The sequence below is a fragment of the Citrobacter sp. Cpo071 genome (assembly GCF_030332765.1).
In the GTDB taxonomy this organism is placed as follows: domain Bacteria; phylum Pseudomonadota; class Gammaproteobacteria; order Enterobacterales; family Enterobacteriaceae; genus Citrobacter; species Citrobacter portucalensis.
Map to the genome: position 1 here is coordinate 80,398 of NZ_JAOWHE010000060.1, position 20,977 is coordinate 101,374.

The 20,977-nt window shown below is 52.3% G+C and carries 24 protein-coding genes; 6 read left to right on the top strand and 18 right to left on the bottom strand.

The window, feature by feature from the left end; translation table 11 throughout:
- Positions 1-72 precede the first annotated feature (72 nt).
- Both cycA and bamJ read right to left on the bottom strand, forming a co-directional pair.
- A complete protein-coding gene (cycA, locus tag OGY09_RS02270) occupies positions 73-1,482 on the bottom strand; it encodes a D-serine/D-alanine/glycine transporter (RefSeq protein WP_008786019.1) in 1,410 nt (469 codons plus the stop codon).
- Between the two features lie 308 nt (positions 1,483-1,790).
- Positions 1,791-2,411, bottom strand: coding sequence for a BamJ family beta-barrel-assembly machinery protein (gene bamJ, locus OGY09_RS02275; protein WP_032934269.1), 621 nt, complete (start codon positions 2,409-2,411; stop codon positions 1,791-1,793).
- Positions 2,412-2,630: 219 nt separating this feature from the next.
- Here bamJ and OGY09_RS02280 point away from each other — a divergent pair, with 219 nt between their 5' ends.
- Positions 2,631-3,281 (top strand): LysM-like peptidoglycan-binding domain-containing protein, encoded by a 651-nt coding sequence (locus OGY09_RS02280; protein WP_032942177.1) that lies wholly within the window; start codon positions 2,631-2,633, stop codon positions 3,279-3,281.
- Between the two features lie 64 nt (positions 3,282-3,345).
- Here the strand turns inward: OGY09_RS02280 and OGY09_RS02285 are convergent, their stop codons facing one another.
- The 6 genes from OGY09_RS02285 to OGY09_RS02315 form a co-directional block, all read right to left on the bottom strand.
- A complete protein-coding gene (locus tag OGY09_RS02285) occupies positions 3,346-4,269 on the bottom strand; it encodes a DMT family transporter (protein WP_032942176.1) in 924 nt (307 codons plus the stop codon).
- Between the two features lie 142 nt (positions 4,270-4,411).
- A complete protein-coding gene (gene rplI, locus OGY09_RS02290; protein ID WP_003025676.1) occupies positions 4,412-4,861 on the bottom strand; it encodes a 50S ribosomal protein L9 in 450 nt (149 codons plus the stop codon).
- A 41-nt stretch (positions 4,862-4,902) separates the two neighbouring features.
- Positions 4,903-5,130 carry a 30S ribosomal protein S18 gene (rpsR, locus tag OGY09_RS02295; protein ID WP_000135199.1) on the bottom strand — a complete coding sequence of 76 codons (228 nt, stop codon included), beginning with the start codon at positions 5,128-5,130 and terminating at the stop codon, positions 4,903-4,905.
- A gap of 4 nt (positions 5,131-5,134) precedes the next feature.
- Positions 5,135-5,449 (bottom strand): primosomal replication protein N, encoded by a 315-nt coding sequence (priB, locus tag OGY09_RS02300; protein WP_003025674.1) that lies wholly within the window; start codon positions 5,447-5,449, stop codon positions 5,135-5,137.
- A 6-nt stretch (positions 5,450-5,455) separates the two neighbouring features.
- Positions 5,456-5,851 carry a 30S ribosomal protein S6 gene (gene rpsF / locus OGY09_RS02305; protein WP_003025672.1) on the bottom strand — a complete coding sequence of 132 codons (396 nt, stop codon included), beginning with the start codon at positions 5,849-5,851 and terminating at the stop codon, positions 5,456-5,458.
- A 158-nt stretch (positions 5,852-6,009) separates the two neighbouring features.
- Entirely contained in the window at positions 6,010-6,774 is a 765-nt protein-coding gene (locus OGY09_RS02315; protein WP_003830447.1) for a TSUP family transporter, read from the bottom strand.
- 299 nt (positions 6,775-7,073) lie between these two features.
- Here OGY09_RS02315 and yjfY point away from each other — a divergent pair, with 299 nt between their 5' ends.
- Positions 7,074-7,349, top strand: coding sequence for a DUF1471 family protein YjfY (yjfY, locus tag OGY09_RS02320; protein WP_003025668.1), 276 nt, complete (start codon positions 7,074-7,076; stop codon positions 7,347-7,349).
- Positions 7,350-7,480: 131 nt separating this feature from the next.
- On the opposite strand, the gene OGY09_RS02325 is transcribed toward yjfY, so the two are convergent.
- From OGY09_RS02325 to ulaA, 6 genes are read right to left on the bottom strand one after another with little or no spacing between them, the layout of a single operon-like run.
- On the bottom strand, positions 7,481-8,167 hold the full coding sequence (locus tag OGY09_RS02325; RefSeq protein ID WP_032942175.1) for an L-ribulose-5-phosphate 4-epimerase: 687 nt from the start codon (positions 8,165-8,167) through the stop codon (positions 7,481-7,483).
- Positions 8,167-9,021 (bottom strand): L-ribulose-5-phosphate 3-epimerase, encoded by an 855-nt coding sequence (locus OGY09_RS02330; RefSeq protein ID WP_032942174.1) that lies wholly within the window; start codon positions 9,019-9,021, stop codon positions 8,167-8,169. Before OGY09_RS02330 ends, OGY09_RS02325 begins: the two co-directional genes overlap by 1 nt.
- A 9-nt stretch (positions 9,022-9,030) precedes the next feature.
- Positions 9,031-9,681 (bottom strand): 3-keto-L-gulonate-6-phosphate decarboxylase UlaD, encoded by a 651-nt coding sequence (gene ulaD / locus OGY09_RS02335; RefSeq protein ID WP_003025660.1) that lies wholly within the window; start codon positions 9,679-9,681, stop codon positions 9,031-9,033.
- A gap of 12 nt (positions 9,682-9,693) precedes the next feature.
- Positions 9,694-10,161, bottom strand: a complete 468-nt coding sequence (gene ulaC, locus OGY09_RS02340; RefSeq protein WP_006686330.1) for a PTS ascorbate transporter subunit IIA — start codon at positions 10,159-10,161, stop codon at positions 9,694-9,696.
- 10 nt (positions 10,162-10,171) lie between these two features.
- On the bottom strand, positions 10,172-10,477 hold the full coding sequence (gene ulaB / locus OGY09_RS02345) for a PTS ascorbate transporter subunit IIB (protein ID WP_001577590.1): 306 nt from the start codon (positions 10,475-10,477) through the stop codon (positions 10,172-10,174).
- 15 nt (positions 10,478-10,492) lie between these two features.
- Positions 10,493-11,890 carry a PTS ascorbate transporter subunit IIC gene (gene ulaA / locus OGY09_RS02350; RefSeq protein ID WP_032942173.1) on the bottom strand — a complete coding sequence of 466 codons (1,398 nt, stop codon included), beginning with the start codon at positions 11,888-11,890 and terminating at the stop codon, positions 10,493-10,495.
- Positions 11,891-12,257: 367 nt separating this feature from the next.
- Here ulaA and ulaG point away from each other — a divergent pair, with 367 nt between their 5' ends.
- Together ulaG and ulaR are read left to right on the top strand one after the other, a co-directional pair.
- The gene (gene ulaG / locus OGY09_RS02355) at positions 12,258-13,322 is read left to right on the top strand and encodes an L-ascorbate 6-phosphate lactonase (RefSeq protein WP_032942172.1); all 1,065 of its coding nucleotides are present in this window, start codon (positions 12,258-12,260) and stop codon (positions 13,320-13,322) included.
- A gap of 106 nt (positions 13,323-13,428) precedes the next feature.
- Complete coding sequence (gene ulaR, locus OGY09_RS02360; RefSeq protein WP_003025646.1) at positions 13,429-14,184, top strand: HTH-type transcriptional regulator UlaR; 756 nt, start codon at positions 13,429-13,431, stop codon at positions 14,182-14,184.
- Here ulaR and yjfP read toward each other — a convergent pair.
- Entirely contained in the window at positions 14,181-14,930 is a 750-nt protein-coding gene (yjfP, locus tag OGY09_RS02365) for an esterase (protein WP_032942171.1), read from the bottom strand. The two genes, ulaR and yjfP, sit on opposite strands and share 4 nt — an antisense overlap.
- A gap of 181 nt (positions 14,931-15,111) precedes the next feature.
- Between yjfP and bsmA the strand changes: the two genes are divergently transcribed.
- On the top strand, positions 15,112-15,441 hold the full coding sequence (gene bsmA / locus OGY09_RS02370) for a biofilm peroxide resistance protein BsmA (RefSeq protein ID WP_008786010.1): 330 nt from the start codon (positions 15,112-15,114) through the stop codon (positions 15,439-15,441).
- A 147-nt stretch (positions 15,442-15,588) separates the two neighbouring features.
- A complete protein-coding gene (gene yjfN / locus OGY09_RS02375; protein ID WP_020996263.1) occupies positions 15,589-15,864 on the top strand; it encodes a DUF1471 family protease activator YjfN in 276 nt (91 codons plus the stop codon).
- Between the two features lie 86 nt (positions 15,865-15,950).
- Here yjfN and OGY09_RS02380 read toward each other — a convergent pair whose 3' ends face one another.
- The 3 genes from OGY09_RS02380 to rnr all read right to left on the bottom strand — a co-directional run bounded on the left by OGY09_RS02380 (position 15,951) and on the right by rnr (position 20,960).
- The gene (locus OGY09_RS02380) at positions 15,951-17,573 is read right to left on the bottom strand and encodes an isovaleryl-CoA dehydrogenase (RefSeq protein WP_032942170.1); all 1,623 of its coding nucleotides are present in this window, start codon (positions 17,571-17,573) and stop codon (positions 15,951-15,953) included.
- 120 nt (positions 17,574-17,693) lie between these two features.
- Positions 17,694-18,425 (bottom strand): 23S rRNA (guanosine(2251)-2'-O)-methyltransferase RlmB, encoded by a 732-nt coding sequence (rlmB, locus tag OGY09_RS02385; RefSeq protein WP_003830482.1) that lies wholly within the window; start codon positions 18,423-18,425, stop codon positions 17,694-17,696.
- A gap of 72 nt (positions 18,426-18,497) precedes the next feature.
- Positions 18,498-20,960 carry a ribonuclease R gene (gene rnr / locus OGY09_RS02390; protein ID WP_008786007.1) on the bottom strand — a complete coding sequence of 821 codons (2,463 nt, stop codon included), beginning with the start codon at positions 20,958-20,960 and terminating at the stop codon, positions 18,498-18,500.
- Between the last annotated feature and the right edge of the window lie 17 nt (positions 20,961-20,977).

The window sequence follows — 20,977 nt, forward strand, 5'->3', positions numbered from 1 at the left end:
AAGCAATCCCGCCAGCATAGTGCCGGATGCGGCGTAAACGCCTTATCCGGCCCACATCTCACGTCTTAGCGATTAACGCACGCCTGCCATACGTTTCTTACCGATAAACAACCAGCCCAGACCCAGCGCGATGAACCACAGCGGCGTGACGATCAGCGCCTGACGGGTATCATCTTCCAGCGTCAGCAGTACCAGTACGAAGACGAAAAACGCCATACATACCCAGCACATCAGCTTGCCTAACGGCATCTTGTAGATTGATTTTTCATGCAGGTGAGGACGCTGCTTGCGGTACACCAGGTACGAGCAAAGAATGATGGTCCAGACGAACATGAACAGAATCGCCGATACGGTGGTGATCATGGTGAAGGCGCCAATCACGCTCGGGTTCACGTACAGCATCACCACGCCGCCCAGCAGACAGATACAGGAGAAGGTTAAACCCTTCGCCGGAACTGCGCGTTTAGACAGCTTGGCAAACGCTTTAGGCGCAACGCCTTCCTGCGCCAGACCGAACAGCATACGGCTGGTAGAGAACACGCCGCTGTTTGCAGAAGAGGCAGCTGAAGTCAGCACCACAAAGTTGATCAGGCTCGCCGCAGCAGGCAGACCAACCAACACAAACAGTTCAACGAATGGGCTCTTGGTTGGCACTACCGAGCTCCACGGCGTAACGGACATAATCACGATCAGCGCGAACACGTAGAACATGATGATACGGATTGGAATCGAGTTAATGGCGCGCGGCAGAGATTTCTCCGGATCCTTGGTTTCTGCTGCGGTCGTACCCACCAGCTCAATACCCACAAATGCGAACACCGCTATCTGGAAGCCGGCAAAGAAGCCGCTCAGACCTTTCGGGAACCAGCCACCGTCATTCCACAAGTGCGTGAACGATGCCTGAACGCCGGTTGGCGACTGGAAGTGCGTCAGCACCATCACCAGACCGACGACAATCAGGCCGATGATGGCAACGATTTTGATCATCGCAAACCAGAACTCCATCTCACCGAACATTTTTACGGTGGCGAGGTTGAGGCTCAGCAGCAGCACAATCACCGCCAGCGAGGCGACCCAGTCTGACAGTTCGGGGAACCAGAATTGCGCATACGCGGTAATCGCGACCACGTCTGCCATCCCGGTAACAACCCAGCAGAACCAGTAGGTCCAGCCGGTAAAATACCCAGCCCATGGCCCGAGCAGGTCAGAGGCAAAATCACTAAACGATTTGTACTCCAGATTCGAGAGCAGCAATTCACCCATTGCACGCATCACGAAAAACAGCATAAAACCGATGATCATATACACAAAAATGATCGACGGTCCGGCGAGACTGATGGTTTTACCGGAGCCCATAAACAGGCCAGTACCGATAGCGCCACCAATAGCAATAAGTTGAATATGACGGTTTGTGAGATTGCGCCGTAGCGACTGTTCAGACGACGCCTCTTCAGCGGTGTCGACTTTTACCTGATCTACCATGTTTTTTCTTCCTGTACCTGTCTGTGTTGTTCAGGCTCTACGGCCTTTAGTGTGTCTATGATACGACGATCCTGTTATCAGGACTCATCGATATTAGGTAAGAATTGGCGGGATGAATACTAAGATTTAGATATAATGTTAATTTAATGTTTAAAGTGAGTGTCATATCACTCTGATAGCGCGAATCAGCTCACAAAAATACACGCTGACGGGGCATTTGCAAGATAAAATATCGACAACGACGTAACTATAGCTTTTCACGCTATTTTTTTGCTCCCCCCGGCCTCGGGGGGAACAGAAGTCACTGCTTACAGGATCTCAAGCAGCTCAACTTCGAACACCAGCGTGCTGAACGGAGGAATGGACGCGCCAGCGCCACGCTCGCCGTAAGCCAGTTCCTGAGGAATAGTCAGTTCCCATTTGGAACCTACCGGCATCAGGGTCAGCGCTTCAATCCAGCCTGGGATTACGCCGTTAACCGGGAATTCAGCCGGTTCGCCACGTGCGACAGAGCTGTCAAACACGGTACCGTCGATCAGCTTACCGGTGTAGTGCACGCGAACGCGGTCAGTACGTGCCGGAATAGCACCTTCACCCTGGGTCAGAACACGGAACTGCAAACCAGATTCAGTGCTGTTCACACCGTCTTTCTCACGGTTTTCTTCCAGATATTTGACGCCATCAGCCGCCATAGCCTGGAAACGCTCGCGACGAACCGCATCAGCACGTTCGTGGATTTCACGCAGTGCGCGATGCACAACATCAACCGGCACTGCCGGGTGCTTACCTTCCAGCGCGTCAGCGATACCCGCTACCAGCGCTTCAGGCAACAGTCCTTCCAGTCCGGATTCGCTCAGCTGTTGTCCTACCTGCAAACCAATGCCGTAGCTTGCTTGCGCTTCGATAGTGTCAAAAGTCGGGTTAGCCATCATATTTCCTTTCATCGGATGTAAAGTAGCGGGCAGCATATCAGCCATGCCGCATCCGGTAAAACTTTGTCTCGGGAACAGATGACAAATCGCGAGGAAACATAAACAATAGGAATATCCCGCGTTGATATCACGAAAGCGGGTAATATGACGAACATCATAGCGTTAGCCATCTATACTCTATGATCGAGGAACGAGACGCGGAGCAGGAGGAAAGCCATGCCCGGGCGCTTTGAATTAAAACCAACCCTGGCGAAAATCTGGCATGCACCGGACAATTTTCGCATTATGGACCCGCTACCGCCTATGCACCGCCGCGGCATTATTATTGCTGCTATTGTGTTGGTGATAGGTTTCCTGCTCCCTTCCAGTGACACCAGCGATACCCCTGTGGTGACGCGTACTGCCCAGCTGGATTTACAGTCACAGTCGCAGCCACCGACCGAGGCTCAGCTACAGGCACAGCTTGTCCCGCCGCAAAATGATCCCGGCCAGGTCGCTCCGGTTGCGCCAGAGCCAATCCAGGAAGGCGAACCTGATGCGCAGCCTCAGGTCCAGCAATCTCAGCCTCAGACACAACCTTTCCAACAGGATAGCGGAATTGACCAGCAGTGGCGCTCCTACCGCGTAGACTCAGGTAAAACGCTGGCGCAGGTATTCCGTGACCATAACCTCCCGCCAACCGATGTGTATGCGATGGCACAGGTTGAAGGCGCCGGAAAACCACTGAGCAATCTGAAAGACGGTCAGATGATACAGATCAGGCAGAATGCCAATGGCGTGGTGACGGGATTAACCATTGATACCGGGAATGGTCAGCAGGTACTGTTTACCCGCCAGCCTAACGGCAGTTTTATCCGCGCCCGTTAAGCGCTGTGACCCCGCGATTGTAAGCCTGATAAGCGATAGCGCCATCAGGCATCAAGGTGAAACGTCAGCGTTTCACCTTGTTCACCCACCAGATCCCCGAACACACCAGCACCAGCGCTACCGCATATTTCCATTCGAGAATGTTTTCACCGAGGAATATTGCCGACAGCACTGCACCCGAAACCGGGATCAGGAAGTTAAACGGCGCAATCATCCCCACGCGATTATGCTTGAGCAGAATACTCCACAAGGCGAAAGCGACCGAAGAGAGTAACGTCAGGTAGCCGAGAATCGCCACCGAAGACGCACCGTGTACGGTTAGCGTGCCGCCAAAAGCGTAGCCGCCGATAACCAACGCCAGGCCGCCACCGCCCAACTGGTACCCTGTCATTACCGTCGGGTCCACCGTCTGAGAAATACGTTTTCCATATAGCGTGGCAGCAGAGAGAATAAAGGCTGCCATCACTACTGAACCGTCGCCTAACAGGCTGAAGCTAAAATCCATTCCACTGCTAAAGTTCACCACCATTACACCGGTAAAGCCCAGAATACAGCCCAGCGCTTTGTTGTAGCTCAGTTTGTCGTTATGGTAGATAAAATGGGCCAGCAGCACGCTGAAGAAGGTCCCGGTCGCATTCATGATGGACCCTTTCACTCCCGTCGTGAACGCCAGGCCAATGTAGAAGAAGATGTATTGTAGCGAGGTTTGCGTCAGCCCCAACAGCGTGAGTTGACCGTACTGACGCGGGCTTAACCGGCCAATCGGTTTACGCTGCACTACCGCCAGCAGTAGCAGCAATAATCCCGCAAACAAAAAGCGATATCCGGCAAAGACAATCTTTGAGGGAATGTCATCCGTGGCAATCTGGAAGATCTCATATCCGCTTTTAATCGCCGGATAGGCGCTCCCCCACAGCAGGCAGCAGAACGCCGCGCTCAGGTAGACAACATTTTTACGCGCAAACAGAGGTTGGTGCGTTGGTTCCATTCCATCACCACTTTGAAATAATGTTTTATTTTTGTGATTATCCCGAAAAGGATAAAGAATAGCCAGAGAGAAAAGCGGGGGAACAGAAAAGCAAAACGCCGGCACAGGGCCGGCGCTTTTACGCGGTCATCAGAATAAAAACTTATTCTGCAACTACGTTTACAGTCAGCTTAGCAAACACTTCGCTGTGAACCTGGAAGCTCACTTCGTGCTCGCCAGTGGTACGCAGAACGCCGTTCGGCAGACGAACTTCGCTCTTAGCTACTTCAACGCCAGCTGCAGTTACAGCGTCAGCGATGTCGCGAGTACCGATGGAACCGAACAGTTTACCTTCGTCGCCAGCTTTAGACGCGATGGTTACGGTTTCCAGTGCGTTGATTTTCTCAGCACGAGCTTCAGCAGCGGACAGAACATCAGCCAGTTTAGCTTCCAGCTCAGCGCGACGCGCTTCGAAAAATTCAACGTTTTTCTTGGTAGCAGGAACAGCTTTACCCTGTGGTACCAGGAAGTTACGAGCATAGCCCGCTTTAACGTTAACCTGATCACCCAGGCTACCCAGGTTTGCTACTTTATCAAGCAGAATAACTTGCATTACCTTATCCTCTCAAAGTCGTATTAATGGACCGTGACCGATTACTGATGACGATCAGTGTACGGCAGCAGGGACAGGTAGCGAGCGCGTTTGATAGCGCGAGCCAGCTGACGCTGGTATTTTGCACGGGTACCGGTGATACGGCTTGGGACAATCTTACCGCTTTCGGTGATGTAGTTTTTCAGCGTAGCGATATCTTTATAGTCGATCTCTTGAACGCCTTCCGCGGTGAAACGGCAGAACTTGCGACGACGGAAATAACGTGCCATATGGCTAGTCTCCAGAATCTATCAATTCAATCTGCTCGGCATGCAGAACCATTTTGCTCAGGCCGTTCTTTGCCTTGTGGCAAGAGATGAACCCCTGAACGGTCACTGCGCTACCGACCGTTATACTGTGAGTAATGGCCTGGTTTTCGTGTCCGCTAATAATAACGGGCATTTGGCACCACGCCTGCCGGTGAAATCCGGCTTCCTCCTGCACAGAACGATGCTCAAGCACGAACTGGCAATGAGGAATTCCTGATGGACTGACCTTTCGAAGGGGGGCCCTGCACACAGTGCCGGACAACGCCAGACGGTTGGTCATCAGAAATTACTCTTCAGAATCCCCAGCTTCAGCATCATCTGCGGTTTCGTTAGCGAAATCATCGCGACGTTCACGACGCTCGTCTTTCGCTTTAACCATCGGAGATGCTTCGGTAACAGCGTGTTTAGTACGCATAACCATGCTGCGGATAACGGCATCGTTGAAGCGGAAGGTAGTTTCCAGCTCATCGATCACTTCCTGCGGCGCTTCAACGTTCATCAGAACGTAGTGAGCTTTGTGCAGTTTGTTGATCGGGTAAGCCAGCTGACGGCGGCCCCAGTCTTCCAGACGGTGGATCGTGCCTTCTGCACCAGTGATGGCAGCAGTGTAGCGTTCGATCATACCCGGAACCTGTTCGCTCTGGTCAGGATGGACCATAAAAACGATTTCGTAATGACGCATCGAATTGCTCCTTACGGATTATTCAGCCTCCTGTCTGGGTCAGCCGAGGCCCATGGAGGCAAGGAACGTGTTAAAGGTCGGCTGAAAAATGACGCGTCATAATACTGGGGTCAGCAGGTAAACTCAAGGTGCTTGTACGATTATTTATCATGTCGCCATTAATACATATCCAGCAGCATTTTGATGCTGATACAAATGGAGACAATCACAATCATGGGTCGGATGACTTTCTTACCGCGCGTCAGTACGACTGTCGCACCAAGACGTGCGCCAAGGGATTGCCCTGCAAACATCACCAAACCCAGCGACCAGATCATTTTACCGCCGAAAATGAAGAACAAAATCGAGGCGATGTTCGACGCCAGGTTAATAAAATTCGAGTGGATTTGCGCTTTATCAATACTGTATCCCCACAGCAGAATATAGCTGAGGGTATAAAAGGAACCTGCCCCAGCACCGAGAAAGCCATCATAAAAACCAATACATCCCCCACCGATCAACGAGAAGAGAAACAGGGATACCTGCTGCTTTCTTTTCGGTTCGCTAAGGTTTGGCGCAAAAATAAAGTAAATGGCGACTGCGATAATCAGGATTGGGAGCAGTTTCTTCAGCAGTTCCGGTTCAATGAACTGGATAAGCGTCGTTCCCAGCGCAGAACCGATAAAGGCAGATAAAAACACATACTTGTGCTCCTGCACGTTGATATGTCCTCGGCGTAAAAAGTAAATTCCGGAGGTCAGCGAGCTACCCAGAGCCTGAATTTTATTGGTTGCCAGCGCATTAGCCGGGGGTAAACCAGAAATTAAGAGTGCGCCAATAGAGAGAAATCCACCACCACCCGACACCACGTTAATAAAGCCAGCCACCAGCGCGACCATAAACATAACCACGAAATAGCTGAAATCCATGAATGAAGTATCCATAAGTTTTTGCCTTATTATCATAAAGTTATATTAATTATCCGGCTCACTATAAACGGCGTACTCACCCGATTAAATTGACTATTTAGTAAGAGCTTATGCGCGAAAGGCAGGTATTTTTTCACCGCAGCGGTATACACCAGCAGACTGTTAATTAAAGAAAAGATGGCTATGCGGTAATTTTTTGAACAACTGCATCAGAAATGGTCGCTATCGACTGCGCTGGTAGCGGTTAAAATTACATCAGAAGTTAATCACTCACAGGAGAGAGGCAACCAGAGACCGCAGTCGAGGAGGTACATATGCGAGCCCGTGTTTTGACCCTTCTGGCTGTGCTTTTGCTCAGTGCAAATGCAACGGCAGCCATCAAAATTGATAACCATCAGGCCAGGAACATGGATGATGTGCAGAGCTTAGGCGTCATTTACATAAATCATAACTTCGCCACTGAAAGTGAAGCCACTCAGGCCCTGAATGAAGAGACCGATGCGCAAGGCGCAACCTACTACCACGTGATCCTCACCAGGGAACCCGGTAGTAACGGAAATATGCACGCCAGTGCAGATATTTATCGTTAACACCAGAAATAACCAACGAGAACATTGCCACAGTTTGACTTGCCCCCTTCACTGGGGGCTTTTTTTGCAAAACAATCCCGAAGCCAGACCGATCTCATCCCCATGAAGAGTTGGCTCCGGAACGTTTATTCCTACTTCTGCCCGTAATAGGCATTTGGGCCGTGCTTACGCATGAAGTGCTTATTCATCAGATAACTGTCGATAGCGCTGAGCGCCGGATTAATGCCACGCGCAATCCATGCCATTTTTGCCACCTCTTCCATCACCACCGCGTTATGTACCGCGTCATGAGCGTCTTTGCCCCAGGCAAACGGGCCATGTTGGTACACCACTACGCCTGGCGTATGCAAAGGTTCCACCTCCCCCAGCGTTTCAACAATCACCCTGCCGGTATTCAGCTCATACTCATCCTGAACTTCCGCTTCAGTTAACGCCCGGGTGCAGGGGATATCGCCAAAGAAGTAGTCCGCATGCGTCGTGCCTAGCGCGGGTATTGCCAGACCTGCCTGCGCCCATGCCGTCGCGTGGGTTGAGTGGGTATGCACCACGCCGCCAAGAGAGGAATAGCGGCGATACAGCGCCAGATGGGTGGCGGTATCGGAAGAAGGACGATAGCGTCCTTCCACCACGTTGCCGTGCAGATCCACAACTACCATGTCGTCCACTGTCATTGTCTGGTAGTCGACGCCGCTGGGCTTAATCACCACCAGCCCGCGTTCGCGGTCGATGGCGCTGACATTACCCCAGGTAAACGTCACCAGCCCGTAGCGCGGCAGATCCATATTGGCCTCAAAAACCTGCTGTTTGAGTTTTTGCATTACACCGCCTCCACCAGACCGGCGCTGGCCATACGCGCTTTCACCCAGTCGCGCGCCTTCGCCACTTCACGAGCCGGATCGTCCGACGTTTCACTCCACATCTCAATCAAGTATGGCCCGCAATACCCACTCTGTTTGAGCGTCGCAAAACAACGTTCGAAATCGACAACCCCTTCACCAAACGGCACATTTTTGAATACGCCGGGTTTGGTATCCTTCACGTGTACGGCAACGATATGGCCCATTCCCGCCTGCAGCTCCATCTGCACATCGTTGTCCCACGCCGACAAATTGCCGATATCGGGATACAGCTGGAACCACGGATTTTTGAGATAGTGGGCGTATCCCAGCGCCTTACTGATCGAATTCATCAGTGGATAATCCATGATTTCCATCGCCAGCGTCACCTGTGCACGGCTCGCCATCTCTACGCTTTCTTTCAGCCCATCGCGAAACCGACGACGCGTTTCGTTATTGGCCTGCTGGTAATAAACGTCGTAACCCGCCAGTTGAATAACGCGAATACCGATATCCTGCGCAAACTGAATGGCTTTACGCATGATCTCCAGCCCCTGTTCGCGTACCGCATCATCTTCACTGCCCAGCGGGAAACGTCGATGAGCGCTCAGGCACATGGACGGCACCCGTATCCCTGTCTCGGCGATAGCGGCCACCAGCGCCAGTCGCTGCTCGCGGTTCCAGTCAAGACGCGCCAGGCGAGCGTCGGTTTCATCAACCGACATTTCGACAAAGTCAAAGCCCAGTTCCTTCGCCAGCTGCAAGCGCTCCAGCCAGCACTCCCCGCCGGGGAGTGCCTTTTCATAAATACCGAGCGGGACCTGTTTCGACAACATAGTCGCTCCTTATCCCCACAGCTGGGCGATAGAACGTTTGAACTGACGGGCCGCTTCCACCGGAGAGGCGGCATCGCGAATGCTGCGACCAGCAATAAATACGTGAATCGGAATTCCCTGGAACAGCGGCAGATCTTCCAACGCCAGACCGCCGGTGACGGTGACTTTAAAGCCCATCTCGGACAGGCGTTTGATCGCGCTGATATCCGCCTCTCCCCACGCCACACCTGCTGCCTGCGCATCACGGCTGCGGTGATACACAACTTGCCCAATGCCCGCGTCACGCCACTCTTGCGCCTGCTCCCAGGTCCAGTAACCCGTCAGTTCAATCTGTACATCACCGTTAAATTCTTTCGCCACCTCCAGTGCCCCCTTGGTGGTGTTGATATCCGCACAGCAGATGACGGTGACCCAGTCAGCGTTGGCTTCGAAACACATGCGGGAGAGGATTTTTCCCGCATCGGCAATTTTGGCGTCCGCCAGCACAATTTTATGCGGGTAAAGCGCCTTTAGATCGCGAACGGCGCGCACGCCCTCTGCCACGCAAAGAATAGTGCCCACCTCAATGATATCGACCTCTTCGGCAATCAGACGCGTCGTTTCATACGCGGAAGACATTGATTGGTTATCCAGCGCAACCTGCAACATAGGTAATGACATTTTGGTATCCTTTTAAACAGCCGCCGCAGTGGCGTTATCAATTAAATCCAACACTTCCTGCGCGGTGCGGCAGGCGCGTAAACGGTCAAAATTGGCTTCGTCATCAAAGAGATTCACGATCTGCATGATGCCCACTTCCTGATGCGTGTTGGCGTCAACTGCCGCCATCGTTATCAGAATATCGACCGGGTCGTTATCTTCGTGGTTAAACACCAGCGGCGTTTTCAGCGTCACCAGCGCAAAACCGGTTTTCTTAACCCCTTCCTCCGGACGGCCGTGCGGCATTGCCAGGCCTGGCGCAATCACAAAGTACGGGCCAAACTGCTCAACGCCATCAAGGATGGCCTGGTAGTAGCGTGGTTCAACCACATCGGCCTTAACCAACAGATCCACACCAAGCTTTACCGCTTCCTGCCAGGTACTGGCCTCGGCTTGCAAAAGGATGGAATTATTGTCTGCCAGCGAGTCACGTAATTTCATATGCCGCCCCTTACTTCACGTCCTGCGGGAAATGCGCTTTGATCACTTCCAGCAGTTTTGGCCCAAAATCGGCAGGCGACAGCATGTTGCGTACGCCAACAACATATTTATTGCCAGTTACGGTAATTTCACCGGCAATATGGGTAGAGGCGATGATGATATCCGCGCCGTTCAGTTCACTTTTGTACTCACCCACTGCGCAGCTGTTCACCGTATGGTCAATATTTGACTGGGTTAAAAACTGGTCCACTTTCATTTTCATGATCATGGAACTGCCCTGCCCATTGCCACACACAGCCAGAATACGTACGGTCATAATCGGAACTCCTTATTAAGCAGAGTGTTCTGCCAGTTGTTTTTCTGCGTCTTCCTCAGCGCGCAACGTGCGTCCTGCGAAAAACATATAAGCCAGTGCAATCAGAATAATGACGGCCATAAACACGATGCCGATGGAGGCAAAGCCTTGCATCATCGGCGGTGCCAGAATTGACCAGTCCGCCATGCCCATCCAGGCGCTCATACCGGTGAGTTTCACCGCCCAAACGCAGCCGAAGATTTCGATCATCCCCATCACCAGGCAAATCTTGAGCGCCGCGCGCCAGCCGCCAAAGTGGTTAGCAAATACGCCGATAGTGGCGTTCGAGAAGAACATCGGGATAAAGCCTGGGATAATCAGGATGGAAGAGCCGCAGGCAACCAGAATACCTACTGCAATCAGTTGGCCGATGGTGCCCCACATAAAGCCCCAGACCACCGCGTTGGGGGCAAAGCTGTAAATCGCTGCGCAGTCGATAGCCAACACCGCGCCGGGGATCAGACGTTGAGAGATACCGTTGAACGCTTCTGAAAGTTCAGCAACGAACATACGTACGCCCTGGGTGATGATGAAGATAGCGACAGCAAACGAAAAACCGGTTTGCAGGATATAGACCGTCCAGTGGGTTTTACCCGCCATCGCCTGAACCACATCTATGCCGAAAGAAAGCAGGATCGCCCCGAAAAAGATGGTCATCACAATCGCGGTGGAAACGATGTTGTCATGGAAGATATTCAGCCAGCCTGGCAGCTTGAGATCTTCTACGCTCTCCTCTTTCTTACCCAGATACGGCGCGACTTTGTAAGCAATCCATGAGGCGAACTGCTGCTGGTGACCGATGGAAAAACCGCAGCCGTCGGTCACTTCCTGCGTCGGTTTGTACATCATATTGGAGGTAATCCCCCAGTAGAGCGACACCAGCACCGCGGTACAGATGATGGTGGTCCACATCGGGTAACCAAAGATGTAGAAAGAGACAGCAATCAGCCCCGCCTGCTGGAACATGATGTGCCCAGTCAGCATGATGGTTCGAATACCGGTAATACGCCGTAGCAGTACGTAACAAATGTTCAGCGCCAGCGCTAACAGTACGGCGTACCCTACCCAACTGTAGGCCTCACCCATTCGTTCGATGGTTGCCATCATGGAGGCATAGGTATCGGAGATCGCGCCATTGATACCGTAAACCTCAGACATCTTCGCCACCACCGGTTTAAACGTGCTGGTCAGAATGCCCGACCCTGCCTGCAATAACATAAAACCGATAATCGTTTTGATCGTGCCTTTGATAATGACGCTGACACTTTTACGCAACAGGATATAGCCGAGGCAGGTCACAATACCCAACAGCAACGGTGCATTGGTCATAACCTGATTAAAAAAGACGGTAAAGATGTTGTAGAGGATCTCCATAACGATCTCCAGTAGACGAAGTTGCTGAACATTCATTACAGATGCCCAGGATGTTGTGCCCTCACTCTAATTTTCAAAAGTAATCACAACAAGATTGAATTTGATTAAATGTGATGAAGTACGCAAATAATTCTCTTACTTGCAGAGTGGATTTACTTCAAATTCATACACGTCAAAATAAATTCATTTAAAACAATAAAATACAAAAATACATTTCATATAAACCATCTTGTCACGTTGTAATTTTTTCACATTTTCCCATTCAACACCAAAAATCAGCGCATTGCCTTCTTGAGAAAATGATGTCAGTATCAATCAAAACAAATCATCATTTGATTAAACTTGAACAAACATGAAGGTAATTGCGATGAGTAAAGTAAAAAGCATCACGCGTGAATCATGGATTCTGAGCACATTCCCGGAGTGGGGAAGCTGGCTCAATGAAGAGATCGAGCAGGAACAGGTCGCACCTGGCACTTTCGCTATGTGGTGGCTTGGCTGTACCGGAATTTGGCTAAAGTCTGAAGGCGGAACTAACGTCTGCGTCGATTTCTGGTGCGGTACGGGTAAACAGAGTCACGGTAACCCGCTGATGAAAACCGGTCACCAGATGCAACGCATGGCGGGCGTGAAGAAGCTGCAGCCAAACCTGCGCACCACGCCGTTTGTTCTTGATCCGTTTGCCATTCGTCAGATCGATGCGGTGCTGGCCACGCACGATCATAACGATCACATCGACGTAAATGTTGCAGCAGCCGTCATGCAGAACTGTGCCGACGACGTGCCGTTTATTGGACCGCAGACTTGTGTGGATCTGTGGATCGGTTGGGGTGTACCAAAAGAGCGCTGCATCGTGATAAAACCTGGCGATGTGGTGAAAGTGAAAGATATTGAAATTCATGCGCTTGATGCGTTTGATCGTACGGCATTGATCACGCTTCCTGCCGATCAAAAAGCGGCAGGCGTGCTGCCGGATGGTATGGATGCCCGCGCCGTAAACTATCTGTTCAAAACGCCGGGCGGTACGCTTTATCACAGCGGTGATTCACACTACTCCAACTACTATGCAAAGCATGGCAATGAGCACCAAATCGACGTCGCGCTCGGATCCTACGGCGAGAACCCACGGGGAATTACGGACAAAATGACCAGTTCCGACATGCTGCGTATGGCGGAGGCCCTGAATACAAAAGTGGTGATCCCTTTCCATCACGATATCTGGTCAAACTTCCAGGCCGATCCTCAGGAGATCCGCGTACTATGGGAGATGAAAAAGGATCGGCTGAAGTATGGCTTTAAGCCTTTTATCTGGCAGGTGGGTGGCAAGTTCACCTGGCCGCTGGACAAAGATAACTTTGAATATCACTATCCGCGCGGCTTTGACGACTGCTTCACGATTGAACCGGATTTACCGTTTAAATCGTTCTTGTGATCCACACAAAATGCCGGGCCATCCCGGCATTTTTTCCCATTTACTTTAGTATTTCCAGGCTATTTCAAATATCATCTTTTCAAATCAATTTGTATCGGAATAGCTCATGACTGAAGCACAAAGACATCAAATATTGCTGGATATGCTGGCGCAGTTGGGCTTTGTTACCGTTGAGAACGTGATTGAGCGTCTGGGGATTTCACCCGCCACAGCACGCCGGGATATCAACAAACTCGATGAAAGCGGCAAACTCAAGAAAGTCCGCAATGGCGCAGAAGCTATTACCCAGCAGCGACCGCGCTGGACGCCAATGAATCTGCACCAGGCACAGAACCACGATGAAAAAGTTCGCATTGCCAAGGCGGCATCCCAGCTTGTGAATGCGGGTGAAAGCGTGGTGATCAACTGCGGATCGACAGCCTTTCTGCTGGGTCGCGAAATGTGCGGCAAGCCGGTGCAGATCATCACTAATTATCTGCCGCTGGCGAACTATCTGATCGACCAGGAGCATGACAGCGTGATCATCATGGGAGGGCAATATAACAAAAGCCAATCCATCACGCTTAGCCCGCAAGGCAGTGAAAATAGCCTGTATGCTGGGCACTGGATGTTCACCAGTGGCAAAGGGTTGACCGCGGACGGACTGTATAAAACCGATATGCTGACCGCGATGGCCGAGCAGAAGATGCTTAACGTGGTGGGCAAACTGGTGGTACTGGTCGATAGCAGTAAAGTCGGTGAACGTGCGGGAATGCTGTTCAGTCGCGCCGACCAAATCGACATGCTGATTACTGGCAAAAATGCAAACCCTGAGATTCTGCAACAGCTTGAAGCCCAGGGCGTGAGCATTATGCGCGTTTAAAGGTGCTGGCGGAAAAACGTCACTGTTGCGGCCAACGCTTCTGGCGTGATGCGATGTCGTACGCCCGCTTCCCACAGGCAGGTCAGATTGTTGTCCAAACCTGCCTGAATCAGCGCTTGCTGTAAGCGGAAGGTTTCAACAGCGGGTACAACATCATCATCCTGTCCATGCCACAGCAGCAACGGCCTGTCAGCGAGGCGTGGTAACTGATGCGTAACATCCCATTCGGCAAGCGGGGCGATAACGGCATCAAATTCCGCCTGCTGCTCTGGGGTCTGAACCAGTAAAGGGGGAAAAAGCGTCTGCGCAAGCCGGGTAAAATAGCCTGAACCCATCAGGCTGGCTACACATTTAACCTCAGGATGGCGCGCCATTATGCCCAATGCTGTCATTCCCCCCATCGACGCCCCACCGACGGCAAGCCGCTCATCTGAAAGCCAATTTTCCGCCACCAGCGCCGCACGTAACGTCGTAAACTCCTGCATATTTTGCTGCAAAATATGCCAGAAGCGGTGCATTCGCACCTTGGCATCGCTTTTGAAGCGAGCGCCATGGTCGGGCGCATCTGGCATGACGACGCGGAAACCGGCCTGAGCCAGAGCAACGGCAAAATAGCTGTAAACCAGGCTTGAAGAGGTAAACCCGTGATAGAAGATAATACAAGGGAGTGAACATTCGCGTTTGCCAGCCGGAACGGCGTGCAGGACAGGGATACCCACCAACTGTCGTGTTTCAATTTCGATCATTTGTCGCCTCTTTCTTTCTGGTATGCCATGCAGCAATACTTAACGCAAGCGAATGTGTTCGGCAATGATTCATAATGTTGAGAACTGGGTTACGCTTTCGCAACATTTTCATTCGAAAATCGCGTGAGAGATAACAATTCGGGAACATTCCCCTAAAGGGAAATTAATAAGGCACTACACTATGGCTATCAGGAAACGAGATAGAGTTATGCGTCGGTTTGCCTCTGTGTTGTTGGTTATGTTTTTAAGCGCCTGTAGCGTGCTACAGGGAACGCCGCAACCCGCACCGCCCGTTGCCGACCACCCGCAGGAGATCCGCCGTGACCAGAGTAATGGGTTACAGCGATTAGGGACGGTTAGCGCACTGGTAAGAGGCTCTCCGGATGATGCGCTGGCAGAGATCCGTGCCAAAGCCGCCGCGGCTAAAGCTGATTACTACGTGGTTTTATTAGTGGATGAAACTATCGTGACAGGCCAATGGTATTCACAGGCTATTTTGTATCGTAAATAACATTGGGTTGAAATTTAGTCAGCTTTACATTGCTTTGCGCCCCTATGCGTTTACCTGTGCACAATAAACCAACAGCAGGAAGCTTGAGGTTTATTATCGCGATGGAATGCCCTGCCGTGTGTAGGGGTACGAATAATGGAGCTGACGATGAAACAATCACTTGCCTTATCCTCACTGCTGCTTTCTGCCGGACTGGTAGGTACTACGGCACAGTCTGCCGAATTCGCCAGTGCTGACTGTGTTACTGGCCTGAACGAAATTGGCCAGATATCTGTCAGTAACATTGCAGGAAATCCGCAGGATGTAGAACGTATAGTCGCGTTAAAAGCGGATGAACAAGGTGCCTCATGGTATCGGATCATTCAAATGTACGAAGATCAGCAGCCCGACAACTGGCGCGTACAGGCCATACTCTATGCTTAACACATTGCCGGATGGCGTAAACTTATCTGACCTACAGTGAACTGTAGACATGATAAGACGCGAAAGCGTCGCCATCAGGCATATTATTACCGTAATCCCCCCGTTGCCCGCAGAAGCAAATCGTTCAGCACCTGCTCAGACAATCGTAGTCCCCCCCGCGTATCAAGCATCATTTGGCACCAGGCCTGCGCCACTGGCGGAGAAGAATAACGCAACATCTGCGCCCCGCAACCGAGCAGGAAAAGCTGCTGTGTAATCTCCCTTCCCATCTCCTCGCTGGGTTTACGTAAACGCTGCTGGAGCTGACGTACCATTCGATCGTAATGTCGATCTTGCCCTTTGACTTCCGCAAAGGCTTCACTGAGCATCTCGTATATGCCGGGTTGTTTGGTCAGTACCCGCAACACATCAAGGCACATAATGTTGCCAGAGCCTTCCCAGATACTGTTTACCGGCATTTCACGATACAAACGCGGCAGCTCGCTCTCCTCGCAATAGCCAATCCCACCCAGCACTTCCATCGCCTCTGCCACAAATGGCATACCGCTTTTGCAAACGGAGAATTTCGCCGCTGGTGTGAACAATCTGGCCCACAGCGCTTCTTTAGCATCAGCACGGCGGTCCCAGGCCCGCGCCAGTCGAAACAGTAACGCCGTTTGACCTTCCAGTTGGAGCGCCATCCGACCTAACACTTGACGCATCATCGGCTGTTCAATCAATGACTTGCCAAAGACCTGCCGCTGGTGCGCATGGTAAATCGCGACGGAAAAAGCACGCCGCATCATACCGTGACTACCGAGCGCACAGTCAAAACGCGTCATCCCCCCCATTTTCAGGATATGACGTATACCTTCCCCTTCGTCACCCAATAGCCAGCCAATCGCATCGTGGAATTCAACCTCGCAGCTGGCGTTGGAGCGGTTGCCTAACTTATCTTTCAATCTCTCAAGACGGATAGCATTACGCTGCCCGTCAGGTAAAAATCGCGGCACAAAAAAGCAGGATAATCCTCCCTTAGCCTGGGCCAGCACTAAATGGGCATCGCTTTGCGGCACGGAGAAAAACCACTTATGTCCCACCAGCCGATACGAGCCGTCAGCAAGACGTTCTGCCTGTGTAGTATTGCTCAGCACATCTGAACCACCCTGCTTCTCGGTCATGCCCATGCCGATAAGCAGTCCACGCTTTTGCCCACCGGGCAGTAAATGCGAGTCATAACGGTCGCTTAGCAGCGGCGTAAGCCAGTCGTGAAAGGGGGCGGGTAACATTTGAAGTAACAGCGGCGTGGCGGCAAAAGTCATGGTCACCGGACACAACGTGCCAGCTTCAACCTGCGCATGCAGCATGAAACGGGCCGCCCGGGCAACAAATGTTCCCTGCCTCGCATCTTCTTCCCAGGCCAGATTATGTACGCGGTTGGCGCACAACCCCTGCATCAGTAAATGCCAGGCAGGATGAAAACGCACATCATCCAGCCGCTGCCCCTGCGGGTCGTAGCGCAACAGTTCAGGCGGGAATGCATTGGCCAGACGGCCCAGTTCGAGCGACTCGGCAGTCCCTAGCTGCTGACCAATACTGGCGAGAAGATCGCTGTCCCAGCCAGCGCTTTCGCGGATAACCGCTTCGCACAGCGCGCCATCGGACAAATATAAGTTACTGTTATTGAGCGGTACAGGTTGGTTAAAAACGGTATGCGTTTGCCAGTGCATTGTGTCTCCCTCCTTCAATGGCCGTCGCTTTAAGTATGGTCAGCCAGACAAGAGAGTGCCTGGGATTCAGGTCACAAAAAAGCCATCCCGAGGGATGGCTTAAGAGACATAGAGAATGAATTAGCCGCGCTGGCGGACGGCTTCAAACAGGCAGATGCCCGTCGCAACTGAAACGTTCAATGACGAAACGCTCCCTGCCATCGGGATGCTGATCAGTTCGTCACAGTGTTCGCGGGTCAGACGGCGCATACCTTCACCCTCTGCGCCCATCACCAGCGCCAGACGACCGGTCATTTTGCTCTGATAGAGAGTATGGTCGGCTTCACCTGCGGTTCCGACGATCCAGATATTCTCTTCCTGCAGCATACGCATGGTGCGCGCCAGGTTGGTCACGCGGATCAGCGGTACGCTTTCTGCCGCACCACAGGCCACTTTTTTCGCCGTCGCATTCAACTGTGCGGAACGATCCTTCGGTACGATTACAGCATGTACGCCAGCAGCATCAGCGCTACGCAGGCATGCACCCAGGTTATGCGGATCGGTGACGCCATCGAGAATCAAAAAGAACGGCTGATCGAGCGTAGCAATCAGATCCGGCAGATCGTTTTCCTGATACTGACGGCCCGGCTTCACGCGAGCAATAATCCCCTGATGTACCGCACCCTCGCTTTTCTCATCCAGAAACTGACGGTTAGCCAGTTGAATGACAACACCCTGTGCTTCCAGTGCGTGGATCAGCGGCAGCAGGCGTTTATCTTCACGACCTTTGAGAATAAAGACGTCCTGGAAGCGCTCAGGCGCACGTTCCAGCAGGGCCTGCACCGCATGGATGCCGTAAATCATTTCACTCATGAATGTACTCGTTAATAGTTTATGCGTAACGCCGGGCAACGCAAAGGTTGCCCGACTTACAGTCTATGGCTGTTATTGTGCGACTTTCTTTTTCGCCGCACGTTTAGCTTTAGTGGCGGCAGCAATTTTAAGCGTTTTTGCCGAGGGCTTTTTCGCTTTTTTATCGCCTTTCTTCTCAGCCGCATTCTTATCCGCCTGAGGTTTGGCTCTGCCTTTCTTCTCGCCGCGGAAAGCGCTGTCCGGCTCGAAATTCACCTTTTTGCCCATCTGACGACGTTTACCGGTATTTTTACCCGCATCGCCTTTTTTGGCTTTTTCGCGCGCGGTTTTACCTTCATTACGCGGCGCACGTTCGCTGGAGATCAAGCTGAAGTCGATCTTACGCTCGTCCATGTTGACTGCTTCCACGCGAACTTCCACGCGATCGCCCAGGCGATACATCTGGCCGCTGGATTCCCCCGTCAGGCGCTGCCCAACCTGGTCGAAACGATAGTAGTCGTTATCCAGAGAGGAGACATGCACCAGACCGTCGATAAACAGTTCATCAAGACGGACAAAGAAACCAAATCCGGTCACGCTGGCAATCACGCCTTTGAAGACATTACCCACCTGGTCCAGCATGAAGTCGCACTTCAGCCAGTCAGAGACATCGCGCGTGGCTTCATCAGCACGGCGCTCGGCCATCGAACAGTGCTGACCCAGTTGCAGCATCTCTTCCATCGAATAATGGTAGCCACCGGTTTCCGTGGTGTTGCCCTTATGGCCCTGCTCCTGCGCCAGCAGATACTTAATCGCCCGGTGCAAGGAGAGATCCGGGTAACGACGGATCGGTGAAGTAAAGTGTGCATAAGATTGCAGCGCCAGGCCAAAGTGACCACGGTTTTCCGGATCATAAATCGCCTGCTTCATCGAACGCAGCAGCATGGTTTGCAGCATTTCTGCGTCAGGACGGTCAGCAATCGACTCCAGCAGTTCAGCGTAATCACGCGGCTCAGGTTTGTTGCCACCAGGCAGCTCCAGCCCCAGCTCTGACAGGACGGAACGGAACGAGTTAATCGCTTCGGTCGTCGGCTTATCGTGAATACGGAACAGCGCTGGCTCTTTGGCTTTCTCAACGAATCGTGCCGCGGAGATGTTCGCCATGATCATGCACTCTTCAATCAGCTTGTGCGCGTCGTTACGCTGCGTCTGCTCGATACGCTCAATACGGCGTTCAGCATTGAAGATAAACTTCGCCTCTTCACTTTCAAACGAGATACCGCCACGCTCTTCACGGGCCTTATCCAGCACTTTGTAGAGGTTATGCAGCTCTTCAATGTGTTTAACCAGCGGTGCGTACTGCTCACGCAGCTCCTGGTCGCCTTGCAGCATATGCCAGACCTTGGTGTAGGTCAGACGTGCGTGGGAACTCATGACCGCTTCGTAGAATTTAAAGCCGGTTAAACGGCCTTTCGACGAAATGGTCATTTCACAGACCATACACAACCTGTCCACCTGCGGGTTGAGTGAACACAATCCGTTGGACAGCACTTCCGGCAGCATCGGAACAACCTGCGACGGGAAGTAAACGGATGTGCCACGGCTACGCGCTTCCTGGTCCAGCGGAGTCGGCGGGCGAACGTAATAGCTTACGTCAGCAATCGCCACCCATAAACGCCAACCACCGCCGCGTTTCTTCTCGCAATAAACCGCATCGTCGAAGTCGCGCGCATCTTCGCCATCGATAGTCACCAGCGGCAGGGAGCGCAGATCGACACGTCCTACTTTCGCCTCTTCCGGCACTTCTTCTTTCAGCCCGGCGACCTGTTTCTCAACCGCCTGCGGCCAGATATATGGGATTTCATGAGTACGCAGGGCCATATCAACGGCCATGCTGGTTCCCATGTTGTCACCCAGCACTTCAACAATTTTACCCACCGCTTTAGTGCGGCGAGTTGGACGCTGGGTCAGTTCAACGACAACCACAAAGCCCATACGAGCGCCCATTACCTCTTCCGGCGGGATCAGAATATCGAAGCTCAGGCGGCTGTCGTCTGGGACGACAAATCCAACACCAGCGTCGGTGAAGTAGCGGCCGACAATCTGGCTGGTTTTCGGCACCAGTACGCGCACAATACGCGCTTCGCGGCGACCTTTACGGTCCGCGCCCAACGGCTGCGCCAGCACCTGATCGCCATGAATGCAGGTTTTCATTTGCTCGCTGGACAGATACAGGTCATCTTTGCGGCCTTCAACGCGCAGAAAGCCGTAGCCATCACGGTGGCCAATAACGGTACCTTTCAGCAGGTCGAGACGCTCCGGCAGCGCATAGCATTGACGACGGGTGAAGACCAGTTGTCCGTCACGCTCCATCGCGCGCAGGCGACGACGCAGCGCTTCTTGCTGCTCTTCACCTTCAATATTGAGTTCAGCGGCCAGCTCATCGCGGTTGGCCGGCTTTTCACGTTTAGTTAAATGTTCGAGGATAAATTCCCGGCTCGGGATAGGATTCGCGTATTTTTCTGCTTCGCGTTCCTGGAAAGGATCTTGTGACATGTCGGTTCCTCCGTCAT